The organism is Kiritimatiellia bacterium (genome assembly GCA_026417735.1).
In the GTDB taxonomy this organism is placed as follows: Bacteria; Verrucomicrobiota; Kiritimatiellia; order PWTM01; family PWTM01; genus CAACVY01.
Map to the genome: position 1 here is coordinate 40,289 of JAOACR010000017.1, position 22,485 is coordinate 62,773.

At 69.8% G+C, this 22,485-nt stretch carries 16 protein-coding genes; 3 read left to right on the forward strand and 13 right to left on the reverse strand.

From position 1 onward, the window contains the following. Positions 1-25: 25 nt before the first annotated feature. Together N2652_08525 and N2652_08530 are read right to left on the reverse strand one after the other, a co-directional pair. The gene (locus N2652_08525) at positions 26-595 is read right to left on the reverse strand and encodes an OmpA family protein (GenBank protein MCX7819237.1); all 570 of its coding nucleotides are present in this window, start codon (positions 593-595) and stop codon (positions 26-28) included. A gap of 3 nt (positions 596-598) precedes the next feature. After that, complete coding sequence (locus N2652_08530; protein ID MCX7819238.1) at positions 599-1,804, reverse strand: hypothetical protein; 1,206 nt, start codon at positions 1,802-1,804, stop codon at positions 599-601. A 72-nt stretch (positions 1,805-1,876) separates the two neighbouring features. Here N2652_08530 and N2652_08535 point away from each other — a divergent pair, with 72 nt between their 5' ends. Then, the gene (locus tag N2652_08535; protein ID MCX7819239.1) at positions 1,877-2,434 is read left to right on the forward strand and encodes an NUDIX hydrolase; all 558 of its coding nucleotides are present in this window, start codon (positions 1,877-1,879) and stop codon (positions 2,432-2,434) included. A gap of 789 nt (positions 2,435-3,223) precedes the next feature. Here the strand turns inward: N2652_08535 and N2652_08540 are convergent. Genes N2652_08540 through lpxK form a run of 3 tightly spaced genes read right to left on the reverse strand, consistent with a single transcriptional unit; the run spans position 3,224 to position 7,333 of the window. Next, a complete protein-coding gene (locus N2652_08540; protein ID MCX7819240.1) occupies positions 3,224-5,131 on the reverse strand; it encodes a glycosyltransferase in 1,908 nt (635 codons plus the stop codon). After that, positions 5,131-6,192, reverse strand: a complete 1,062-nt coding sequence (gene waaF / locus N2652_08545) for a lipopolysaccharide heptosyltransferase II (GenBank protein ID MCX7819241.1) — start codon at positions 6,190-6,192, stop codon at positions 5,131-5,133. The genes N2652_08540 and waaF overlap by 1 nt, the downstream gene beginning before the upstream one ends. Then, a complete protein-coding gene (gene lpxK, locus N2652_08550; GenBank protein ID MCX7819242.1) occupies positions 6,170-7,333 on the reverse strand; it encodes a tetraacyldisaccharide 4'-kinase in 1,164 nt (387 codons plus the stop codon). Before lpxK ends, waaF begins: the two co-directional genes overlap by 23 nt. A gap of 196 nt (positions 7,334-7,529) precedes the next feature. Here lpxK and N2652_08555 point away from each other — a divergent pair, with 196 nt between their 5' ends. Together N2652_08555 and N2652_08560 are read left to right on the forward strand one after the other, a co-directional pair. Beyond that, positions 7,530-8,186 (forward strand): DUF502 domain-containing protein, encoded by a 657-nt coding sequence (locus tag N2652_08555; protein ID MCX7819243.1) that lies wholly within the window; start codon positions 7,530-7,532, stop codon positions 8,184-8,186. Continuing rightward, positions 8,183-9,643, forward strand: coding sequence for a glycosyl hydrolase family 57 (locus tag N2652_08560; protein MCX7819244.1), 1,461 nt, complete (start codon positions 8,183-8,185; stop codon positions 9,641-9,643). The genes N2652_08555 and N2652_08560 overlap by 4 nt, the downstream gene beginning before the upstream one ends. Before the next feature lie 109 nt (positions 9,644-9,752). Here N2652_08560 and N2652_08565 read toward each other — a convergent pair whose 3' ends face one another. The 8 genes from N2652_08565 to N2652_08600 form a co-directional block, all read right to left on the reverse strand. Next, on the reverse strand, positions 9,753-11,672 hold the full coding sequence (locus N2652_08565; GenBank protein ID MCX7819245.1) for a hypothetical protein: 1,920 nt from the start codon (positions 11,670-11,672) through the stop codon (positions 9,753-9,755). Further along, on the reverse strand, positions 11,669-12,358 hold the full coding sequence (locus N2652_08570) for a hypothetical protein (GenBank protein ID MCX7819246.1): 690 nt from the start codon (positions 12,356-12,358) through the stop codon (positions 11,669-11,671). Before N2652_08570 ends, N2652_08565 begins: the two co-directional genes overlap by 4 nt. 48 nt (positions 12,359-12,406) lie before the next feature. Continuing rightward, positions 12,407-13,351 (reverse strand): HAMP domain-containing histidine kinase, encoded by a 945-nt coding sequence (locus N2652_08575; protein MCX7819247.1) that lies wholly within the window; start codon positions 13,349-13,351, stop codon positions 12,407-12,409. Between the two features lie 92 nt (positions 13,352-13,443). Then, positions 13,444-16,557, reverse strand: coding sequence for an efflux RND transporter permease subunit (locus tag N2652_08580; GenBank protein ID MCX7819248.1), 3,114 nt, complete (start codon positions 16,555-16,557; stop codon positions 13,444-13,446). After that, the gene (locus N2652_08585) at positions 16,554-17,735 is read right to left on the reverse strand and encodes an efflux RND transporter periplasmic adaptor subunit (GenBank protein MCX7819249.1); all 1,182 of its coding nucleotides are present in this window, start codon (positions 17,733-17,735) and stop codon (positions 16,554-16,556) included. Before N2652_08585 ends, N2652_08580 begins: the two co-directional genes overlap by 4 nt. After that, positions 17,732-19,144, reverse strand: a complete 1,413-nt coding sequence (locus N2652_08590) for a TolC family protein (GenBank protein ID MCX7819250.1) — start codon at positions 19,142-19,144, stop codon at positions 17,732-17,734. The genes N2652_08585 and N2652_08590 overlap by 4 nt, the downstream gene beginning before the upstream one ends. After that, a complete protein-coding gene (locus N2652_08595) occupies positions 19,141-19,815 on the reverse strand; it encodes a CerR family C-terminal domain-containing protein (GenBank protein ID MCX7819251.1) in 675 nt (224 codons plus the stop codon). Before N2652_08595 ends, N2652_08590 begins: the two co-directional genes overlap by 4 nt. Positions 19,816-19,938: 123 nt before the next feature. Further along, positions 19,939-22,413: a tetratricopeptide repeat protein gene (locus tag N2652_08600; GenBank protein MCX7819252.1), complete on the reverse strand. Its 2,475-nt coding sequence runs from the start codon at positions 22,411-22,413 to the stop codon at positions 19,939-19,941. Positions 22,414-22,485: the final 72 nt, after the last annotated feature.

Consider the following 22,485-nt stretch of genomic DNA (forward strand, 5'->3'; position numbering starts at 1 on the left):
GCCGCGTGCCCGTCCGCGCGGGCCGCTATTCGATGATCACAAACTCCCCACGCCGGTTCAGACGCCACGCCTCCTCGTTGTGCCCGAACGCCACCGGCTGTTCCTCGCCAAAGCTCTTTGTTTGAATGCGGTCCGCCGCAATGCCCAGCCCGATCAGATACGCGCGGATCGCCAACGCCCGCCGTTCGCCGAGCGCCAGGTTGTACTCGTTGCTCCCCCGCTCGTCGCAATGCCCCTCAATGATCAGCCGTTTCGAGGGCGCCGCGCGCAGCGCGTCGGCGACCGCTTCGATCTTCGAACGCTCCGAGCTCTCGATCGCCGAGCTGTCGTAGGCAAAGTACACCGGCTGGAATGCCCCGCGCCGCTCGGTGCCGGAGAACGGCTCGCCCGTCATGCCCACCTCGCCCGCCCCCACCTGCACCGGCGCCACGCCGAGCGGGTTGACGCCCGAATCGCCCGCGGCCCCCGCCTTCGGACGCGAACGGCACCCGCCGCCCACCACCAGCGCCGCCGCCATCAGCACCGCGCACCAACGAATTGCTCGCGCCATGACCATCACGTCCTTTCCCTGTCCCTCGTCGCCGTCGCGCACCACCGTCTATTTCGACCAGTCCGGCGAAAACCAATCGCCGGAACCGCTCACCAACGGTATCTGTTCCCGGCTCACCGTGTCAATCAGAACAATCGAGCTGCGATGCGCCGAGGTCCGCGCGCAGGCAATGTGCCGGCCGTTCCGCGCCCAGCTCGGATCCTCGTAGTCGGCATCCTCCGGCGTGACCACGTCCACCGCGCCGGTCGCGGGGTCCACCACACAAATCTGAAAGCGCGCGCCCAGCCGGCACGCGTACGCAATCCGGCCGTCCGGTCCCCAGCAGGGAGCGACGTTCTCAATGCCTCGTGACGTCACGCGTTGCGGTGCGCCGCCGGCACGGGACACCACGTACACCTGCGGCTTGCCCGATAGGTCCGAGACAAACGCAATCCGAGAACCGTCCGGGCTCCACGTCGGGCTCGATTCCGCCGCGTTGGGCGTCCGGGTGATTCGCGTGGCCGGCCCCCCCGGCGGCGTCTGTACGTAGAGCTCCGGATTCCCCTCGCGAGATAAGATCAGCGCACAACTGCGGCCGTCCGGGGAGAGCACCGCACCCGTGTTGAGGCCCGGAAACCCGGCGAGCATCTCGCGGCGGCCGCTGGCCAGTTCGATGCGGAACGCGGCCGGGTAGCCCCGCAGATAACTCGTGTAGGTGATTGCCGCGTTGTTGGCCCCCCATCGGGGATAGAGACTGATCGACCGGTCCTGCGTCAACTGCAGCAGATTGTGGCCGTCGCTGTCGCAGACATACAGCTCTTTGCGGCCGGTGCGATTGCCGACCAGCACCAGCCGCGAGGATGCAAACCCCTCCCGACCGGTCGCCGCCTTCACAATGTCGTCGGCGATCCGGTGCGCAAGCGCGCGCGCCTGACCCGCCTCCGCCGAGTACGTGCGGCTCAGCGCCACCGCTCCCCGCCCCGCATCCGTCAGCACCACCGATGCCGCCAGCTGCCCGCCCCGCTCCGCACATTCGCCGGATATCCGGAACTCGGCGCCGGCGCTCACCGTGCGAAACCAACCCGACCGTTCCAGATCCTGCCGCGCCACTTGCAACAACGTCGCGGCCGCACCGGAAGACGGCGCGGAGAACCCGCTCCAGTCCACCGTCGCCTTCGCCGCCGCGCCCTTGCGCACCACAATGTCCTGCGCCACCGCCGACATCGCGACCGCGGCAAGCAGCGCCCCAAACCATCCCGTCACTTTCCCGCCCACATCCTGTCCTCCAGCCCGCCCCGGCGCCACGTGCGTCTGGCGCGCCCGCGGCGGCCCGCCTAGGATAGCGGAATGCACGAATGGACAACACTCGATCGCCGTCGGATCGCGGATTTTTCCCCTTTCCTGATGCTGGAGGCGCGCCGCGTGCGCACGCCGGACGGCCGTCTCGTTGACCCCTGGACTTGGATCGACACCCCGGACTACGTGAACGTCTTCGCGGTCACCACCATTTGCCAGCTCGTCGCGCTAGAGGTTCACAAGTACGCGGTCGGTTGCAGCTCGCTGGCGCTGCCCGGCGGATTCATCGAACCGCACGAGCAGCCCGAGACCGCAGCGCGCCGCGAACTGCAGGAAGAGACCGGCTATGGCGGCGGACGATGGCGGCCGCTCGGCACATATGTGGTGGACGCGAACCGTGGCGCCGGCCGCGCACACTTCTTCCTCGCCCTCGATGTGGTGCCGCAGGGGCCCACGGTCGACGACGATCTCGAGCATCCATCGGTGCGCTTGCTCAGCCCCGCGGAACTTGATGAGGCATTGTCCCACGCCGCCTTTCGTGCGCTCCCTTGGGCGGCCTGCGCGGCGCTCGGCCGCGCCGCGTGGGAGGCCGACCGGCGAGCCGACTGACCCGGGCGCGGTGCACCGCCTCTCGAAGCAGCTGATCACCTGCCCCGCCCTACCGCAAGGGGCAGCTCGGCCCGTGTTGCGCGCAGCGCGCCGGCCCGACCGCCAGCAAAGGCTCGACTTCCCCTGAGGGCGACGAGCCACCGACCGGCGCGCACCGCAGGTTCCCTCGATGCCCGGCCAACCAGGTGCGCTTTGCGGCCGCTGACCGTTCTCGGCCGCAAACGCTGCGGTCACAACAATGCCTCGGGCTCACTAGATCCGGCCCATCGACGAGGTGGTGCGGCTCAGAGACGACGCCGCTCCCCACTTCCTGCGGATCGCCCCCGCCTGACGGACAGCCGAACTCGCGGTATTGCCGGCCGCGCGAGCGCTTCGCACCGCGCACAGGTCCACCACCGCTGGCAGAAAACCCGGCATTCCGTGGTCTCCGGCATCGCGACGTCATCGCCGTGGTTGGATTCGACCCGTCCCACCGCTGAGTGGCTGCTCGAGATCGCGAGCGCTGGCCGGCCTCGGTAGCTCGCGCCAGGCACAAGCGGCGCGCACCTGCCGGCGACACCGCCCGATGAGGCAGCAGATGGCCTCCAACGGTTGGACCGCATGACGCCGCACCCCTCCAGCGTTTGGAGTTGGTCCTCATCCAGATCGTCCCACATTCCGCGATACCCGGCCATCATTCCGCATCCGCAAAGCCGCGGAGCTGACGCCTGCAACCCGCGCGAACATCGAATGCCGGAGGGCATCGTCCTCGTCGTCGCCGCTCCGCCGGAACTCCGCGACGGCCGGGCCTCAGGCCGTGGTCGGTGACGAGCCGGCCACAGCGGTGCAGTCCCGCATTCCGCGCCGACGCGCCCTTCGCTCCACCCTCAACAGCAGCCTGCGCAGTCGGACCACTGACCATCCGCGCGCGCACGCATAGGCCGCACAAAAGCGGCGCCATTCGTCGAAGCCAAGATCCTGTTCGAACGAACGGCGAAACTGCGCAAAGTTGCGCACTATGTCCCGATGCAATGGCGGTCGCGCGGTGGTGCAGTTGTCGAGGTCCAACAGCACAAAGTCCAGCGGTGGCGCGGTGCGCACGAGGATGTTGCTGGCCTTCAAATCGTGCGGAATGACCCAGTTCTCATGCAGCGCGGCCAGCCAGCGGCCGGCCGCCACCGCCACATGCCGTCGCATGCGTGGCTCCGCGAGGATGGAGCGGACCCACACGTCCATCCGTACCGTGTTCGGCACCGCGCACGTCAGCAGCACCGACTCGATCCCGCCGCCTGCGCCGCGTCTCCAGGTTGCGGCCAGATGCGGCACGGTTTCAAACCCCCGCAGGGCCAGCCGCTGCGCGGTGCGGTAGTTCGCCCACGCGCGGGGCCGCCGAACCCACGAGCCGACCCGGTCGCGCCATCGAACCGCCAGAAAGCTCTTCGCGTAGAGCTCCGTGCCCTCCCCGCCGGACCGGCGATGAACCATCACTCGCCGCGTCGCTTTGACGAGATTCCATTCCTCCTGGCGGCCATCGGCGGGCAACCATCCGCCGGCGCCCGGCACCGCTTCCACCAAAGCGCTGCGATCCGGTCGCTGAACCGGCCGTCGGACGAGCCGCCGCCGCAGCGCGACGACCTCGCCCATCGCGCACCGAATCGCGCGCACCATGCCCGGCACCGTAAACCGCTCCCGCACGCGGGCCGCACCCGCCGCTCCGAGGCGGCTCGCCAACGCGCGATCGCGCAGCAGCTCCCCGATCGCCGCCGCCATCGCGGCGCGATCACCGCAGTCCACCAACCGCCCCGTCAGGCCGTCCTCAACCGCCTCCGCCGTGCCGCCGCTCTTCGTCGCGACCACCGGCAGACCCGCGGCCATCGCCTCCAGGATCGCGTTGCTGAGCCCCTCCCGCTCACTGGCGTGAATCAAAAGGTCGGCTCCCCACATCAGCTCGGCCGCGTCGTCGCGCCAGCCGAGCAGTTCCACCCGCTCCTGCACCCCGAAGGATCGCACCAACGCCTGAATCCGTTCACGGTCGGGACCATCACCGATCACCACAAGCCGCGCCGCCACGTCCGCCCCCACCGCCGCAAACGCCCCCAGCACATCGTCCACCCGCTTCGCGGCGTCGAGCCGTCCAACAACCACCGCGATCGGGCCCACGTCGCTCCGATTGCCGAGCAGCACTGTGCGCGCACGCCGCCTGAGCGCTTCGTCCGGCCAATGCGAGATCGGCGTTACGCCGTTGTATGCGACGACCACGCGCGCCGGCCGCAGCCAGCGACGTCGCAACAGCTCCGCTCGCGTCGCATGGCAGTCGGTCAGAATCCGGTCCACCACCGACCGCACCGTCCAGCGGTCCGCCAACGTGTCCCGCAATTCGCCGCCGGCCGGCAGCTTCACCGCGATCGCCGCACTCGGTGCCGTCAGCCGGGCCCAGCGCGCTTGCCGAAATCCCTTCACGATGACCACATCGGGCCGGCGCCGTCGCATGATGCGCGCCAACGAGAGCCACGCCCATGGCGCCGCATCGCCGCCGAAGCAGAGCGGCTCGAACTCGATGCCCGCGCGCGCGCAGCGAGCCGGCCACGGGCTGCGAATCCTGCCGGCGATCGCACACTCCTCCCCCTGCGCGGCCAGTTCGCTGGCCAGCCGCAGCATCCAACCCTCCATGCCGCCCCAACCCGCCGACTTGATCGGATTGATCAGTAACCAACGCATCAGTTCGCCGTGCTCAGCGCACCACGCAGCCCAGAGATCGCGAGGCGTTGCCGGCATGCGCACACGACCTCGTCGACACTCACCGCGCGGAGCCGCCGGATCGCGTCGCGATCACACCGCCGGAGATCCCGCCTGCCGGCTCCCGGCGCCCGCACCACCGTCCAAACCGGCGACAGCGGTCCGGTAACCTCGGGATCCGTGCGACCGAAAATCGCGACACCGGCCACACCGGCCGCCGCCGCCAGGTGCATGCCGCCACTGTCGTTCGCGAGCGCCAGATCGCATCGTGACAGAATTGCCGCCCACAGTTCCACCGAGGTCTCGCCGGCGAGGTTGTGACCGTGCGAGCCGGCCGCCGCCGCGACAAGCGCCGCCGCCGCCCGGTCCTCCCCACTGCCCAGCACGATGATGTCCGCACCGTCCTCCCCCGCCAACCGTCGGGCCGTCTCCGCAAAACGCTCTGCGGGCCACCGCTTCGCCGGCCCCCTGGCCGCCCCGGGCATGACCGCGATGCGCGGGCCGCGGGCGCGCCCCAATCGCGCTTCCGCCTCGTCCACCAGTGGCGCGGGGATCTTCAGACGCGGTGGCTCCAAGGACACCTCCGCGCCCGGCCCCAAGAGCAGATCCACATATTCGAACTGCTGATGCCGCCGGCCCGGACGAAGCGCCGGTCGGACCACATCGATCCCAAACCACCGGCGCATTGGGCCCGGCAGGCCGACCACTTTAGGCGCGCCCGACACCGCCGCCATCCATGACGACCGCACCGAGTGGGGACACACCGCGACCAGCTCCGCCCTCCATGCCCGCAGCGCCACCGCCGCACGCCAGGACCCCAGAGCGCCCGGCGCGATCACCTCCACCTCGTCGCCGAGACCCAGCAGCCGCCAGACCGCCGCCGGCGCCGCCCGCGCAAGGATGAGCAGTCGCGCCGAAGGATACCGTCGCCGCCAGACCGCCACCGCCGGCGCACTCATCAGCGTGTCGCCGATCCAGTTAACTCCCAGGATCGCCGCCCGCCGCGGCCAGTCCCCTCCCTCAGCGGAAGCAGATGCGTTCAATCCACTCACGAAACGCCTCGGATCCGGAAAGCATCTCGATCTCCACCCGGAGGTAGTAAATCGGCAGATCGCGCCGCTCGATGTGCGGGAAACGCACTGCGTCCTTCTCCGTTGTGATCAGCGCTTTCGCACCCCGCGCAAGAGACTTGTTGATCGCCCAGATGATCTCCTGCTGCGTGTAGCGGTGGTGATCCGCGTAGCGCTTGTGGTACAGCACCCGGGCGCCGAGCTTCACCAGTGTGTCCTCAAATCCTTTCGGCGCCGCAATCCCGGAGACCGCCCCGACGTCCAGCCCGCGCAGAAACTCCAACGGTTTCACCTCCCGCGTGTAGACCTCGCGCAAATAACGGGGACAATGACGACACTCGGAAATCTCCGCGTCGGGATTGTACCGTCGCAACTGCGGCAGCAGCTCGCCCGCGCCCCCACCGTCGCACTTCGTCACGAAAATGAAACCGGCCCGCCGGATGTTGCGCACCGGCTCCCGCAAGATGCCGGCCGGCAATAGTCGCCGGTTGCCGAACGGATTGGTGCGGTCCACCAGCACGATGTCGAGCCGGTGCTTCAGCCGCAGATGCTGAAAACCATCGTCGAGGATCAGCGTGTCACAGCCAAAATCACGGATCGCCATCCGCCCGCTCTTCACGCGGTCCCTCCCGACCAGCACAACGACGTCCGGCAGGTTCGAAGCGAGCATAAACGGCTCGTCCCCTCCCTGCGTCGAATCAAGCAGGAGCCGGCGCCCGTCCGACACCACCAGCGGTTCGTGCCGCGGTCGGCGGCCGCGAAGCACTTCCCTCAATCGTCGCGTGAGCGGCGGTGGCTTCTTCTTGTATCCGCGGCTCAGAATCGCGACCTTGCGGCCCCGCCGCTGCAACTCCCGCGCCAGCGTCTCCACGATCGGCGTTTTCCCAGTGCCCCCCACCGTCAGATTGCCGACGCTGATCACCTGGCAGCCAAGCTCGTGCGGGCGCAACACACCACGCCGATACAACCATAACCGCAGCTGAACCCCCGCCCCGAACAGAACCGAGAGCACCCGCAGCACCGCCCGCAACACCGCGGGGCCGGTCCCCGTGCGCCGCCCCTCGATGACGGCCAGGACGTAACTTTCAAGTTTCTCGCGGCGATTCTGCGCCATGAACGTCACGCCCGCGCAGTGGGAGTCGCCGCGGACGTGTCCTCATCATCGCGTCCACACCAGCCCCTCGCAAGCGACTCTCCGCCGGCCACACCGAACCGGCCCGCATCGCGCGGCGCCTCCCGCCGGCTTAACGACATCAGCCTGCTGGACTTGAAACCGGTTTGCGCTAGTCTGAAGCGACACGATTTGGGCGATGACCCGGGTTTTTCGTCACATTCGCGCGCGCATCGTCTCCGGCATCCTTTTGCTGGTGCCGCTGGCCGTGACGTTCCTCGTGCTGCGGTTCCTCTTCCGGTTTCTGCTGGGGTACCTACGGCCGATCGTCGCCCTGATGCCGCACGGATGGCTGCCCGAATACGCGGTCGGCGCCCTCGCGGTGTTCGCGCTGCTGTTGTTCCTCTACCTGGTGGGTCTGCTGACCGGTTGGGTCGTGGGCCGACGGCTGCTGGCGTTCGGCGAGTCACTCCTCGGCCGTATCCCCGTGGTGAAGTCGGTTTACTCGTGGACAAAGAACCTCGTCGAGATGCTTTCCTCCCGCGACCGGCATGCGTTCAATTCGGTGGTGCTGGTGAACTTCCCGCGGCCCGGCTGCCAGGCGTTGGGCTTCGTGAGCGGCATCGGCAGGCGAGCGGATGGCCGGCGCCAGTACCGGGTGTTTCTGCCGACCACGCCCAACCCCACCTCCGGCTACCTGCTGTTGGTCGACGAAGACCAGCTTTCGGAGACCACCCTGAGTGTCGAGGAGGGTATCCGGATGGTCATCTCCGGCGGCGTGCTGGCGCCGGAATCGCTGCCCGTTGGCCCGCCGCCGTCCTCGCACGAAACCGGTTCAAACCTGCCTGCACCATGAGCATCCCGCACGACATCATCGATGGCTGGCCCAACGTTTGTGGCGATGAGGATCGCCTCTGCCGCTGGCCGGTGGCCGGCGAACTCTACGCGCCGGAAAGCCCGATCGCGTTCGACCGCGTCGAGGCGGCCTGTGCGATTGCGCTGCACATGCACCAGCCCCAGATTCCGGCCGGGGGCGACCATCTCGAAACCGCCGCGATCATCAGCAACCTGCAGTACATGATGGAGCACCAGCACATCGGCGATAACCACAACGCGCCGGTGTTTCGGTGGTGCTATCAGCGTATGGGCGAGTTTGTCCCGTCGCTGCTGGACGAGGGCCGGGAGCCCCGCGTGATGCTGGACTACTCCGGCACGCTGCTGTGGGGCCTTCGGCAGATGGGCGCGGAGGACGTGTTCGATGCGCTGCGGCGCATCACCACCGATCCCCGCCGGCGCCGCGCGGTGGAGTGGTTGGGCACCGCGTGGGGGCATGCAGTCGCGCCGTCCACGCCGGTTCAGGATTTCCGGCTTCACGTCGCCGCCTGGCGGCACCACTTCGCCGCAATTTTTGGCCCGGAGGCCCTCGCACGCGTCCGCGGTTTCTCCCCACCGGAAATGGCGTTACCGAACCACCCCGATGTCGCCTATGAGTTCGTCCGCACATTGCTCGATCACGGGTACGAGTGGGTGCTCGTGCAGGAGCACACCGTCGAACACCCCGACAGCGGCGCCCACCCCGCGGAGCCGCACCAGCCGCACCGACTGGTCTGCCACAACAGCGTCGGCCAGACGGCGTCGATCCTCGCGATCATAAAGACGAAGGGCAGCGATACAAAGCTCGTCGGCCAGATGCAACCATGGTACGAGGCGCGAGCACTGCGGCGCCGCTTTTTCGGTGGCCGCTCGCGCCCGCCGCTGGTCACGCAGATTTCGGACGGCGAAAACGGCGGGGTGATGATGAACGAATTCCCGCCGAAGTACCACGAGGTCGTGCGCGAGGCGTCCGGCAGCCCTTGGCCATTGATGAACGTGACCGAATACCTCGAGTTCCTCCGGCGCGACGGATGGTCGCCCGACCAGGCACCCGTGATCCAGCCGGTCTTTCAAAAGCGCATCTGGGACCGGGTGGCGCCAGGCTCGGGTCCGGAACGGGTCGCCGCAGCCATCGAGGATGCACGCCGAGAAGACCACCGTTTCCACATGGAGGGCGGAAGTTGGACCGCGAACATCTCATGGGTGCGCGGTTACGAGAACGTTCTCGGCCCAATTGAACGGGTGAGCGCCCTGTTCCATCAGCGCGTCGCCTCCGCTGGGGTGCCGTCCGCAGACCCTCGCTACCGGCGCGCGCTGGTGCTGTTGATGCTGTGCGAGACGTCCTGCTTCCGCTACTGGGGGCAGGGCGTCTGGACCGACTACGCCCGCGAGCTCTGCCGCCGCGCCGAAGAGGCCATTCTGCGCGACTTTCCTACCTGAGGGCGCCGCAGCAACCGTTGCGCCCTCCGCGGAACCCCGCGGTGCGCCACAAGCTCCCGTCCCGTTCAGGTGATCTTCCGCAGGCGAGGGCGAGAGCGTTCGTTGGCACTCACCGGAGGCGGGGCGCGTTCGTTGGGGTGGCCGTGCCAGCCATGCGGTCGGTCCCCTGCCGCATGTCCTCCTCAAGCGCTCTGGCCAATTCCGACTGTGGATCGCGGCGGCGGAAGCGCTCGAGCGCAACCCTCGCCCCCTCTCGGTCGCCAATCTTCCAGCGTGCGCGGGCCAGGTGCAGATCCAGCACGCCGGCATTCGGCCGCGCCTGCGCCGCCAGCTCGAGCGCTGCCGCAGCCGCCCGCCAACGCCCTGTCGCCTCATAAAAGGCGGCCGCGCCCAGCAGGCGAACCGGCGTTGGTGGCCGGCGGCCCCGCAAACGCGCCGTTTGCACCTCCATCGCTTCGCGCCTCAGCAGGTCCAACCCCTGCTGCTGCAACCGCTCGTCCCCGCCCCAACGCCGCGCCGTCTCGGAGCCCTGCATCGCGAGCAGCGCGGATACGCCGTCGAAATAAATCAACTGCCAGCGGCCGTCCGCCAGCCACTGTCCCGCCATCGCCACCGCGCTGGGCTGCAGGCAGCTGAGAAGCGCGACATCGAGACGCCAGGTGTTCAGAATTTCCCGCTCCACCTGCTCGCGCGAACGTAGCCAGACCTTTGGATCATACTGTGCGGCGGCCCGGCACCCCACGCGCAGGTCCGCAAACACCGTCTGGTCCGGCCACGCCCAGCCCAACCACGCGCCGTCCACAGGCGAGCAATAGAAACGCATCGGCAGCAGCCGTTCCGCGACCGCTGACGCCGCCGCAACCGGCATCGTGCGCGATTCGAGCCCCAACCCCCATCGCGACAGCGGATCCACCCGCACCGCCTGGAGCACGGCCATACCGGCGGCGGTCCCCGCAATCGGCACGGCGACCGCCAGCGCCGACAGCCGCGCGCGCTCGCTCCCGCCGTGCTGTAGCCGACGAAACGACGCCATCAAATCCTCCACCACCCACGCCAGCAGCGGTCCCGCCGCAATCACCAGCAACGGCATCCACCGCCAGGACAGCATCCCCAGCAGCAGCCCGACCGCGCCCAACAAGCTTTCCCGAGCCGGTGGCGGACGACGGCTGATCGCCAGACCGACCGCACAGATCCCCGCCGACACGTAGAACGCGATCATCCGTGGCGGTCCGGCCACCCCCAACCAAACCGCCGGCAGACAGGGCTCCTCCGCCAACGGCCCGAAAAGCTGCGCGCGATGACGGCTCACCCACGCGATTCCCGCCGCGCCATAGGGCTGAATCAGAAACACCAGCGCCATCGCCAACGGCAACGCGAACCGCAGCACGCGATCGCGCGGCGAAGCCCCACGCCGCTCGCCTCGGCGATATGCCCATTCATCGCCCGCCGCACCCGCCAGCGCCACCAACGGTGCGGCGACGGCGGAGGGGTCGAGGTTGATCCATACCAATTGTGCGAGCAACGACACCGCAGCCCGCAACCGTAGCGATTCTTGCCGGGCGGCGAGCACCACCGCCGCCGCCGGCGCAATGCCGGCAATCCACGGCTGCACGTGCCACCGCCCCGCGCCCAACCACACCAGGAGCGCCAGGCTCACCAGCGCCCCCGGCGCTCCCCGTCGCCATTCGGGCCACAACGCCACGCCCATTGCCGCCACGACCGCCGCGAGCACGCCACCCGAGACCGCCGCCGCGCCTCCCCCCTGCCACAGCAGCCAGAGCAGCGCGTGATAGAGCCACTGCACATCTAGCCACCGCTCTCCGCCGCTGGTGAACGTGAACGCATCGGTGCGCGGAATGCCGCCCTGGACAATCGCGCGCCCCACCGCCAGATCAGTCCAGACCGCCGGGTGCGTCGTCGTGCGGCACACCACCAACAGCAACAGCGCCAGCGCAAGACCACGAACCAGCCACGCCTGCCAGCGCACCGGTTCAACTCCCTCCGCGGCGGTCGTCTGCACGAGCGTCATCCGAAGCGATACACCACCCCCAGCATTAGCACCGGCCACCACTGCGGCAATTCTTCCGCGATCTGCCGTTCCTCCTCGCGCAACGCCTCGCGAAACACCCACAGGCCCGACGCGGTGCCATCTCCGCTCAACCGCACGTCCGGCTCCGAGAAGAACCACCACGCGCCCACGTCGAGCGTCACCGTCCAGCGGCCACCGGCAAAGGGATTGCCGAAACCGACGCCGGCATAGCCCGCCGACGCGGGAACCTCGGCCTCGGCGCGGAGCGTGCCGATTTCCGCGGGACTGAACCGGATTCCACCAAGCCGAACTGAACGGCTCGGCCGCGCGCGACCCACCCACTCATTGGCGTGGTAAAAATAGCCGAGCGTGATCCGAAATGCGGCTTGCGGCGCGTGCAGATCCGCAAGGATCCCCACGTTCGCAAAATCGAGCTCCGCCCCGTACTCAACGTCCCCGATGCGGTCCTCTAGCTCGAGACGTCCGCCGTGCCCAACCAACCGCAGCGTACTCCAGTCCGCCGCCGCCCACGCCACCTCGCCGCCCAACCCGATCGTCCCGGCGCGCACGCCGGCGGCCCAGCCGCGGGGCTCCGCCGCCGGCAGACGCAGTGCATGCGCGATCGCCGCGATCCAGACCGCGGCGGCACCCCGGCACCACCATCCCCGCGGCGCTCCCTTCCGCACGTGCTCGACCCCCCGCGACCTCCTCGATGCGGACCGCTGCGCGTCCTCTCAAATGCCGACCCGCAGTCGGGACGGCAGTCTGATCCGGAACCGGGCTCCGCCGAGGTCCGAAATGTCATACTCCGCGGTGCCGCCGTGCAGCTCCGCCGCCGCGCGCACCGAGACCAGCCCAAGGCCAGTCCCCTGCGGCCGCGTCGTGAAGAATGGTTCAAAAAGCCGCGCCCGATATGCCGGCGACACACCCGGTCCGTTGTCGTCCACATCCACGCAGATCACCCCATCCGGTGCGCTCACCACCCGCACGCGAATATGGCCCACCCCGCCGGTCGCCTCCGCCGCGTTCAGGATCAGGTTCAACAACGATTGCCGCATCAATCCGGGATGTCCCCGGCACACCAATCGCTCCGGAACCTCGACCTCGATCCGGCAGCTCCGGCACCGCGAATGAATCCGCGCCAGGTCCACCATCTCCCGCACCAGCGCCGGGAGGTCGAACTCCTCAGGATCCCCCACCCGGCTGTCCCGGCCCGCCTGCAGCAGCAGCCGCGTCATCCGGTCGAGCATCGCTAGCGCAACGCGCAACCGCTCGAGGTCCGCCGGCGAGGGGGCATGGTCCCCCAGCACCTCATGGAACACCGAGAGCGCATTGTTGATGTCGTGCGCAACCGCCGACGCAAACACGCCCGCCACCGCGCGCCGCTCCGCCGCCAACAGCGCCTCCCGATGGCGCGCCAGCTCTCGCTCGCGCTCGGTCACCCTCTGCAGCAACACCAGCGAAAAGAAGAACACCAGCGCGGTCGAAATCGCGACGAACGCGATGCCCTTCCAGAACTCGAGCTCGGTGAGCTGCACCCGCGAGACAGACAGCAGGCTCACCAGATAGCTCGACAGCAAGATCACCGCCAGACAGAACCCGCCGTACGAGACCGCGATCATGACCGCGGTGCGCAGCGGCGGCGCGTCCGGGGGCAGGAACGGCCGCGACGACGCCATACCGGAAGTTCCGCAAGTCCGCATGATGAGCCAGAGCCTACTTCATCGCACCCCCCCGCGCAAATGTCTGGGTTTCGCGACAGTCTCCGGCGTCAGTCCACGCCGATCTCGGCGCCATTCGCTGTCGGCGCTGAGGTTGCGGGGGAAACGCTCCGTCGGGCTCCGCGAATGTAGAGCAGCGGCACCACATAGAGCGAAAGCACACTCGAGACCACCAGCCCGGCAAACGAACCCGTACCGATCGCCGCCCGCAGTTCGCTGCCCGCACCGCGCCCGAACGCCATCGGCAGCATGCCCAGCGCGGCCGCGACCGTCGTCATCACCACCGGGCGGAACTTGTCTCGTGCCGCGCGCAGCATCGCCTCACGCTTCGCCATCGCCCGGGTCCGGCGCAGCGCGTTCACCTCGTCCATGATCAGGATCGCATTGTTCACCACCACGCCGATCAGCATGACCCCGCCCAGCAGCCCGAGGATCGAAAGCGGCTGGCGGGTCAGCCACAGGCCCACAAACAGGCCGGAATATGCCAGCGGTACGGTGGTCAGAATCAGCAGCGGCTGGGTCCACGACTCCAGGATCGCGGCCAGCAACAGGTACGTCAGCGCGATCGCCAGCAGCGTCGCCTCTCGAAACTCGTCGAACGCCTCGGCCATTTTCTCCCACATGCCGGTGAACTCGAGGCGGTACCCCCGCGGCACCACCGGTTCCAGCCGCTGTCGCAGCGACTCAGCGGCGGTCCCGAGACCGGCACCTGGCGCAAGGTCCGCAAACATCCGAACCACCCGGCGCTTGTCGCTGCGCGTGATCTGAATGGCCTGCTCACCGCGCTCCACCCGCGCCGCCGCAGTAAGCGGCACGACCTGCCCCTCCCCCGCCGGCAACCGCACGACGCGGCCGACCCCTCCCGCCGCCTCCGCGGTGGACACCACGCGGATCGGGTAGCTTCGGTCACCCTGCGTGAACGTACCCGCCGGCAGGCCTTCCAAATGCCCCCGCACCACCCGGCCAACGGCCGCAGCCGGCCATCCCAGGTCCAGCAACGCCGCCCGGTCCGGGCGGATTCTCACCTCCGGGCGGCCCTGCCGCACCGTGTGCTCGACGTCCACCAGCATGCGCTCCGCCTCGGCCGCGCGCGCCGCGCGCAGCCCCACCTCCGCGAGCCCCGCGAGGTCCTCGCCGGAAATCTTCACCTCCAGCATCTTCGAGGCCCCGCCCACTGTCGCCGGGATCATCACGCTGGCGCGGCATCCGACCACCTCGCGGAGCACCCGGCGACAGCGCGCGCGCACTTCCTCAATGCCCGCGGTCCGCTCACCTCGGGGCGCCAGCTTGAGCAGAATTTCCGCCAGATGCGCTCCCTCCGACACCTGCCCGAGGATCCCCTGCACCTTGCCCGCAATCACGAGCGCGTCGCGCACTTCGGGCACACCGCGCAGTCGGCGCTCCGCGTCCGCCGCGCGCCGCAGCGTTTCCGCCAGTGCAAGATCGGGCGAAAACTCGAGCTTCACCGCGAGCTCGCCCAGATCGGACTGCGGCACAAAGGTCGTCGTCACCCGGGGTGCGGTCCACAGTGTCGCACCAGCGAGCACCGCGGCGATCAGCAGCACCGCACGGCCGCTGCGATGCGATAGCCGCTCGAGCGAACGTCCGTAGGCCTCCGCCAGCGCCTCGAACGCGCTCGTCCACCCCCGCAGCGCACGCTCGACCACTCGGTTCACACCCCATTCGCGACGGAACAGGCGGGCGGCCAACATCGGCGTGAGCGTAAAGCTGACCGCCAACGACGCCAGCGTCGCTGCGGTCACCACCCCGCCAAACGGCGAGAGAAAGCGGCCGCTCAGACTGCGCATCATCGCGACCGGCAGAAACACCGCGATGTTCGTCAGGGCGCTGGCGGCGACCGCCATCGCGATCGCAACGGTCGCGCGCTCCACGTCCTCCGCCAGCCGCTCCGGACGGCCCGACCGCCGCGCCGCGATGCTCTCGAGCACCACGATCGAATTGGTGACGAGAATCCCGACCGAGATGCCAAACGCCGTGAGCGTGGGCGTGTTCAGCGTGTAGCCGAGCCACGACATCGCCAGAAACGCGGCGACGATCGCGACCGGCAGGCTCAGCAACGCGATCATCGCGGCTCGCAGTTCACCCAGAAACAGCACCAGCACCCCACCGGTCAGCGCGATGCCCTGCGCGACGTTCCTCCACGCGTCGCGGACTGTCGCCTCGATGAAGTCACCATCGTCACGGAACCACTCCAGCTCGACACCCGGCGGCAATTCCGCGCGAACCTCCGCGTACCGGCGCCGCAATTCCCGCACAACCCTGACGGCGTTGGCCTCTCCCCGCTTCACCACCCGGAGCACGACGGCGGGCCGCCCGTTGCGCATCGCCGCGGTGGTGGGCCGCTCGGTTCCCCACTCGACCATCGCGACATCCCGCACGCGCACGCGGTCGCCGGGTGCGCGCCCGATCTGCAGCTCGCCGAGTTCCGCGAACGTTCCCGCCTCCGCATCAAACGTGACGGCCGCCTCCCGGCTGCCCCCGCTCTCCGGCGCGCTGCCCGCAGGCAATTTCGCATGCGCGGCGGCGACCGCCTGGGCCAGATCCAGCGGCGTCAGCCCCTTCGCCGCGAGCCGCGCCGGGTCGGCGCGAATGTGCACTTCGCGCCGCGCACCGCCCAGCACCTCCACCTCCGCGACTCCCTCCACCACGCTGAACCGGTCGCGCAAGCGCTGGTCGGCCAGATCGTAAAGCTCGTCCACCGGACGCGCGCCGGTGAGCACCAGCGTCGCAATCGCCCGCGCGTTGATGTCAAACTTCAGCACACGGGGCTCCTCCGCGGCCGCCGGTAGATCGCGCCGAATCAGTGCAATCCTCTCCCGCACATCCGTTGCCGCCGCGTCCACGTCCCGATGCAGCTCAAACTCAATCAGCGTCTGGCACAGACCCGGCATGCACATCGAATCGAGATGCCGCACGCCGTCGATTGCGCTGACCGCATCCTCGATCTTTCGCGCCACCGCGGTTTCGATGTCCTCCGCGGAGGCGCCGGGGTAGACGGTCAACACCGTCACAAATGGAAAGTTCACCTGCGGCATCAGGTCGAGGCCGAGCCGGCGGTAGGCGAGCGCACCGAGCACCAGCACGACCAGCACCGCGGTCCACGTCGCCACCGGCCGGCGAATGGAGCTGCGAATCGTGCTCATCGCATTCGCTCCGGCGTAGCGACCCTCACCGGGTCGCCATCGCGCACCAGTCCGCGGCCGTCCACAATCACCTCGGCCGCGTGGATGTCCTCCGTTGCGATCTCCATCAGATCGTCCGTCTCCGCCCCCAGCCGGACCTCCTTGGCTTGCGCGCGCCCCTCCGCCACCACCCACAGCGTGGCTCGGTCGCCCCGCCGGGCGACGGCGACCGCGGGGACCGCCCACCCTTCGCGCTCCTCGAGCAGAATCTCCGCCTCCACCGCCTCACCGGGGGCCGGCGCCCCTGGCACCCGCGCAAAGGTGGCCCGCACCTCAAACGTGCGGGTCCTCGGATCCACTGTCGGCGCCACATAGTCCACCGGCGCCTCGAGGGATGGCCCCTGCGCACGGAGCAGGCGCATCCGCGCCCGGCCCGCCGCCACACGGCCGTGCATCGAGGCGTCCAGCGTGGCGGCCACTTCGATCCGGTCCGGCGATTCGATCTGCAGCACCGGCACGCCGGGGGCCGCGTATTCGCCCGCGCGCAAAAACCGGCGCGTCACCACGCCCGCCAGCGGCGCGTTGACCGTGGAATCCGCCAACTGCCGGCGCGCCACCGCCAGCGAGGACTCCGCCTGCTGCACCCGCGCCGCCGCGAGCTCCGCCGCCGCGACCGCCCGCTCCACCGCGGCCCGCGCCCGATCGCGCCCGGTCGTCGCCAACTCAAGCGCGTCCAGCGGAATCGCGCCATCCTGCTCGAACATCCGCGCCGCCCTCTCGTGGTCCGCCTCCGCCTTGCGCAGGGAGGCCCGCGCATCCTCCACCGCCGCGTCTGCCTCGCGGCGACCGGCGACCGCCACCCGCACCGCGTCTTCCGCGATGCGCACCTGATGCTCCAGCGTTTCCCGATCGATCTGAAAAAGCTTCTGCCCCGCCGCCACCTCGGCGCCCTCCTCCACCCACATCGCCTCAATCGTCCCCGGCACGCGCGCGGCGACGCGCACGACGTCTTTCGCTCGTACGACGCCCTGCGCCCGCACCGTCTCCCGAAAGCGGTGCCGGACGGGGCGCACGGTGCCCACCAGCACCGGCGGCTCCGCCGCTTCTTCCACCGCCCGCCGTCCGCAACCGCTGGCGGCCACAGCCAGTAGCGCGGCCGCACAACGCCACTTGAACCGCCCAAAACGCACCGATCTCATTGCCGATCCTCCGCCCGGGCGCCCACCACGTCGCGGAACACCTCCACGGCCAGCGCCAGCGCGGTCTCCGCGACCTCCACCGCCGCCTCCGCATCCACAAGCGCGGCGCGAGCGCGGTCCCGCACCGAGAGGGCGGCTCGGCCGTTCGCGTACGCCGACTCCGCCTCCGCCGCCGCCAGCCGCGCCGCCTCCGCCACACGAGTGGTCAGCCGCCACTGGTCCAGCGCGTCCGCGAGCGCACGCCGGGCTTCGATCACCTGCACCATCGCTGCCAGCGCAGTCAGATCGCGCATCGTGCGCGCCTCGCGCCACTCCGCGCGCGCGATCCGTACCGCCTGAACGTTCCGAAATCCGCTGAACAGCGAGAGCGTCGCCTGCAGGCCGCTCGCCCAGTACTCGTCATGGACCACAAAGCTGTCGCTGGTGGTGTAGTGATCCGCGAATCCGTATAGCCGCGGCAGAAAGAGCGCGATCGCTCGCAGGATCTCCGTCCGGCGGGCCTCCACGTTCTCATCCGCAATCTGCAGATCGCGTCGATGGCGCAGCGCGTCGTAAAGCCATTCCTCCACCGGCCGCTCCAAGGTCTGGGCGGCGGTCTCCGCCGGTGTCGGCGGGCCGCCGGTGAGCGACGCGACATCCAGTTCCGGCTCGATCGTCGGCGGCAGCCCCATCGTCTCCAGCAGCCGGGCGAGCGCCGCGCGCCGGTTGCGTTCCAGCGCCGCCACCTCGAACCGTCGCGCCGCCTCCGCGGCGTCCGCGGCGGCGACCTCGGCGGCGGTCGCCAGGCCGTTGCGTCCCCGCGCCGCCGCTTCCCGGGCCGCCGTGGTCGCGCTCGCGAGCGCCCGCCGCGCCGCATGCAGCCGGACCTCCGCGATCGCGCAGTGCGCGAAACGGTCCGCGACCGCCAGATCCAGCCACTCGCCCGCCCGCTCCCGCGCCAAACGCTGCGCGTTCGCGCCACGGCGCGCCACCGCATGGAGCAACCACGCCTCCGGCGCAAAGAGCGGTTGCACGATCCGCAACGTCGTCTGCCGCACGCTCTGGTCCTGAAAAGCGACGGTCATCTCACCGAGCCGTCGCAGCGGCGGTTCGTCCATCGAGACCGTCTGCAGCTGGAGCTCCACCTGCGGCAGAAACGCGCTGAAGGACGCCCACGCTCGCGCTCGCGCCGCCTGCTCAACGAGCCGGGCCCGCGTGAGCTCCAGCGACTGTTCGCGAGCGATCGCGCGGCAGTCCCGCAGGGTCCAGCGCCGGCCGCCGGTGCGCTCGAGCGCGGTGCGCACCGCCGCGGCCGCGCGCCGTTCCCAGTCCGCCGCCTCGCGATGGCGCATCTCCGCCGGCGGCGTGTGGCAGCCCGCCGCCACCGACAGCACCAGCATCGCCGCGGCCGGGCCGGCCGTCCGTTTCATCGCAACCCCTCCGCGCCACCAGCCCGAGCGGGCCGACCGGCGAAGCTCAGCCGCGCGAAGAGCATCGCGGCGATATGCTCGACCACCCGGCGGCGCCAGCGCGCCGCGCCGACACCGCGCGGCCGCAGCAGTTCTCCCCACGGCGGCTCACGCTGCGCGTAGAACAGCAGCTGCGCCATGGCGGTGTTCACCCACAGCTGCACCTCCGCCTCGTCCGCGGGCGCCGATAGCCCCATCCGCACCAGCTCCGCAAACGACTCGCGAACGGGTTCGAACACGTGCCGGATCAGATAGCCGCACATCGGCGATGGCGAGGCGCGCTCCTGCACGACCAGCCGCGTGATCCACCGCCACGGTGCCCGCTCGTCCATCAGCCAGCCGAGCGCCAGCTCGAGCCACCGCCGCACCGCCCGCCGCCAGCTGGTCTCGGAATCCACCCCGTTCGCGAGCCGTCGCAGCGGCGTACCGTAATCGTCCAACAAACGCCGAAAGACCGCGGTGTAGAGCCCGCCCTTGGACCCGTAGTAGTAGTTCACCGCTGCGACGTTCGCGCCGGCGCGCGCGCAGATCCGGCGCACACTTGCGCCATCGAACCCGCGCGCCGCAAACTCCTCGATCGCGGCCGCCAGCAGCCGGTCCCGAACGCCCACGCGGGCCGTTTGCGATCGCACTGACCGACGAGGGTGGTTGGTGCCCATGAAATAAAACATACGTTTGAAACATGTGTTTGTCAAGCGCCGCGCGGCGAGGGCTCGGGATCCATCGCGGAAACGCTCGGAGCCGGTGTCCGGGAGTCAGCGGGACGCCCGTACTGGCCGACCGGCGCGAATGGCGGGCAGGAACCGGTCGCGCAGATCCCGCGCAAGCGGCGAGCCCTCCGGCGCCAGCTGCATCGCGCGCGCCGCCGCCTCCAACGCGCCGGCGGCATCCCCCGTCTCCGCGCGCGCCGCGGCCAGCGCCGCCCACGCCTGGGGCGAGCGGTCGCCGGCCAGCTCCACCGCCGCCCTTGCCGCGCGCAACGCCTCCGAACCGTTGCGCACCCGCGGGTCGGTGGCGGTCGCCAGCAGCAATCCGAGGGCGGCCTGCGCCGGCGCGTGGCGCGGGTCCGCGGCGACCGCGCGGCGCAGCAGCTCTGCTGCCTCCGACTCATCGCCGTCACGAAATCGCATCAGGCCAAGGTTCGCGAGCGCAGAGGCGAAGTCGGGCCGGTGCCGGATCGCTTCGCGCAGGTGTGCGGCGGCTCCGGCGCTGTCACCCCGCGCAGCCAGCAGCAGCGCCAGGTTGTTGTGGGCTTCCGCACCGCCCGGCGCGCGCGCGATCGCGCCACGGTAGGCGCGCTCCGCCTCCTCCGCGCGCCCCAGTGCCACCAACGCATCACCGAGCAAGCGGTAACTGAGCGCATCTTCCGGATCCGCCGCCAACGCCTCCCGCAGATGTCCGAGCGCCTCCGCCGGCCGGCCGCGCCGATTCAGCGCCATCGCCCAGTAGCGGTGCGCCCGCGGATGGCCGGGCATCAGCTGGAGCGCGCGACGGAACGCCGCGTCCGCCGCGTCCGGCCGCCCGCACATCTCGTTCAGCCAGCCGAGCACCACGTGCGTCTCCGCGAAGTCCTCTTTCAGCGCCAGCGACTCGCGGATGAACTCTTCCGCGGCCGCGTACTCCCCCGCCTCCACCGCGGCCAGCGCGCGCTCCATCAGCCGCCGATAGTCCACCGCCGGCATCTCTATGCGGCTGATCGCCGGCGCGCCGGCAGGCAGAAACTCCGGCAGGTTCACCGCCCGGTTCGCCGGCGTGCAGTCGGCCAGCAGCACCGGCACAGCGTCATTCCCGTCTTCGTCCACGTGCGCCAAAAACAGCTTCGTGTAGGCGCCAAACGCCTTGCTCGAGAAGGCCAGCCACCGTCCGTTGGGCGACCACGAATGCCACGAGTTCATCGGCGCCAGATTGCAGGTCATCCGCCGCGCCTCGCCGCCCTCCGCCGGCACGATCCACAGCTCCGAATCGGGCCGCAGCAACATCCCGTTGGCCGCCTGCACGAATACAATCCAACGGCCGTCGGGCGAGAACTTTGGGAAGAAGTTGCTGCGCCCGTTGCGCGAGGCACCCGCAAGCGGCATCGCCTCGCCGCCGCGCCCCTCGTTGAACGGGATGCGATAGAGATCGAACCGAATTTGTGTTTCGTTCGGGTCGTTCGCGTACCGGGCCGCCGGCCCGCGGCCGTAGGGATCGCGGGCCTCGGCCCGCGCAAACACCAACCAGCGACCGTCCGGACTCCAGACGGGGTTCGCCTGCACGTAGCGGGGATCATCTGCTCCGGCCAGTGTCCAGATCCGGCGGGACTCCACCTCGCAGACCGCCAACACGCCCCGGGTCGGGTAAAACGTCTGCAGAAACCGCCAATCGGGATAATTCTGTACGTACAGCGCCTCCCGGATACTGGCGGCGACCAAGCGGCCGTCGGGCGAAACCTGCGGGAACAGGCCGTAGGAGTCGGGTCCCCGCCCTTCGCGGCGGGCAGGGGCGTTCCAGCTGAACACGTGGTCGCGGTCCACCACCACCTGCTCCGCAAGTGGCACCACCGCGTGCGCACCCTTGTCTCCGTCCGGCCCGTCCACATCCAGCGCGAGGCGCCGGCCGGCGGCCGCAAACGAGTGGCAGTTCGCGCAGGTCGGCAGATCGCGCAACACCACGCGCGACTCCCGCTCGTCGACGCGGCGCACGCGCCAACAGATCATCGGCAGCGCGTTTGGCGCGATCGGCTGGATCACCCCCTCGCGGGTTCGCGACGGCATCAGCGGCACGTCGCGATAGAACAGCGGCGCCCCGACCGGATCGCGCGACGTTCGAAACCGCACTTCGCCTCGAGATGCAGTTCCAACCCCCTCCACCACGATCCGCGCCTCGCGCTCCAGCGACCGCCGCCGGATCACCGCCCACTCCGCCTCCGCCGGCCGCCAGCCCTTCGCGCTCGCGATCAGCGCGGGCAGCTCCGGCGCATTGTCCTCGCGCAGGCACATGGGATCGAGCTGTGGCTCCGCGCGACGGCCATCGCACTCAAACTGCATCTCACTGGGATCGTCGCCGAACCGGAAGGTGATCCGCCACCGCGTCGCGGGCGATTCGTCGTTCCAGAGCACTTCCGGCGCGACAATGTCACACGGGAACACCGCGCCGGGCAGCGGGTAGACGATGCGGAGCACCGAAGCGGTCGGCGACGATGCGCCCACGCCCACCGCCCACATCATCGCCGCCGTGACCACCGCGCCCACCGCTGCGCACCGCCGCCGACGACGTGCACCCGCGGCTGCGGTGCACCCTCTCGCTCCGGCCAATCGTCGCAT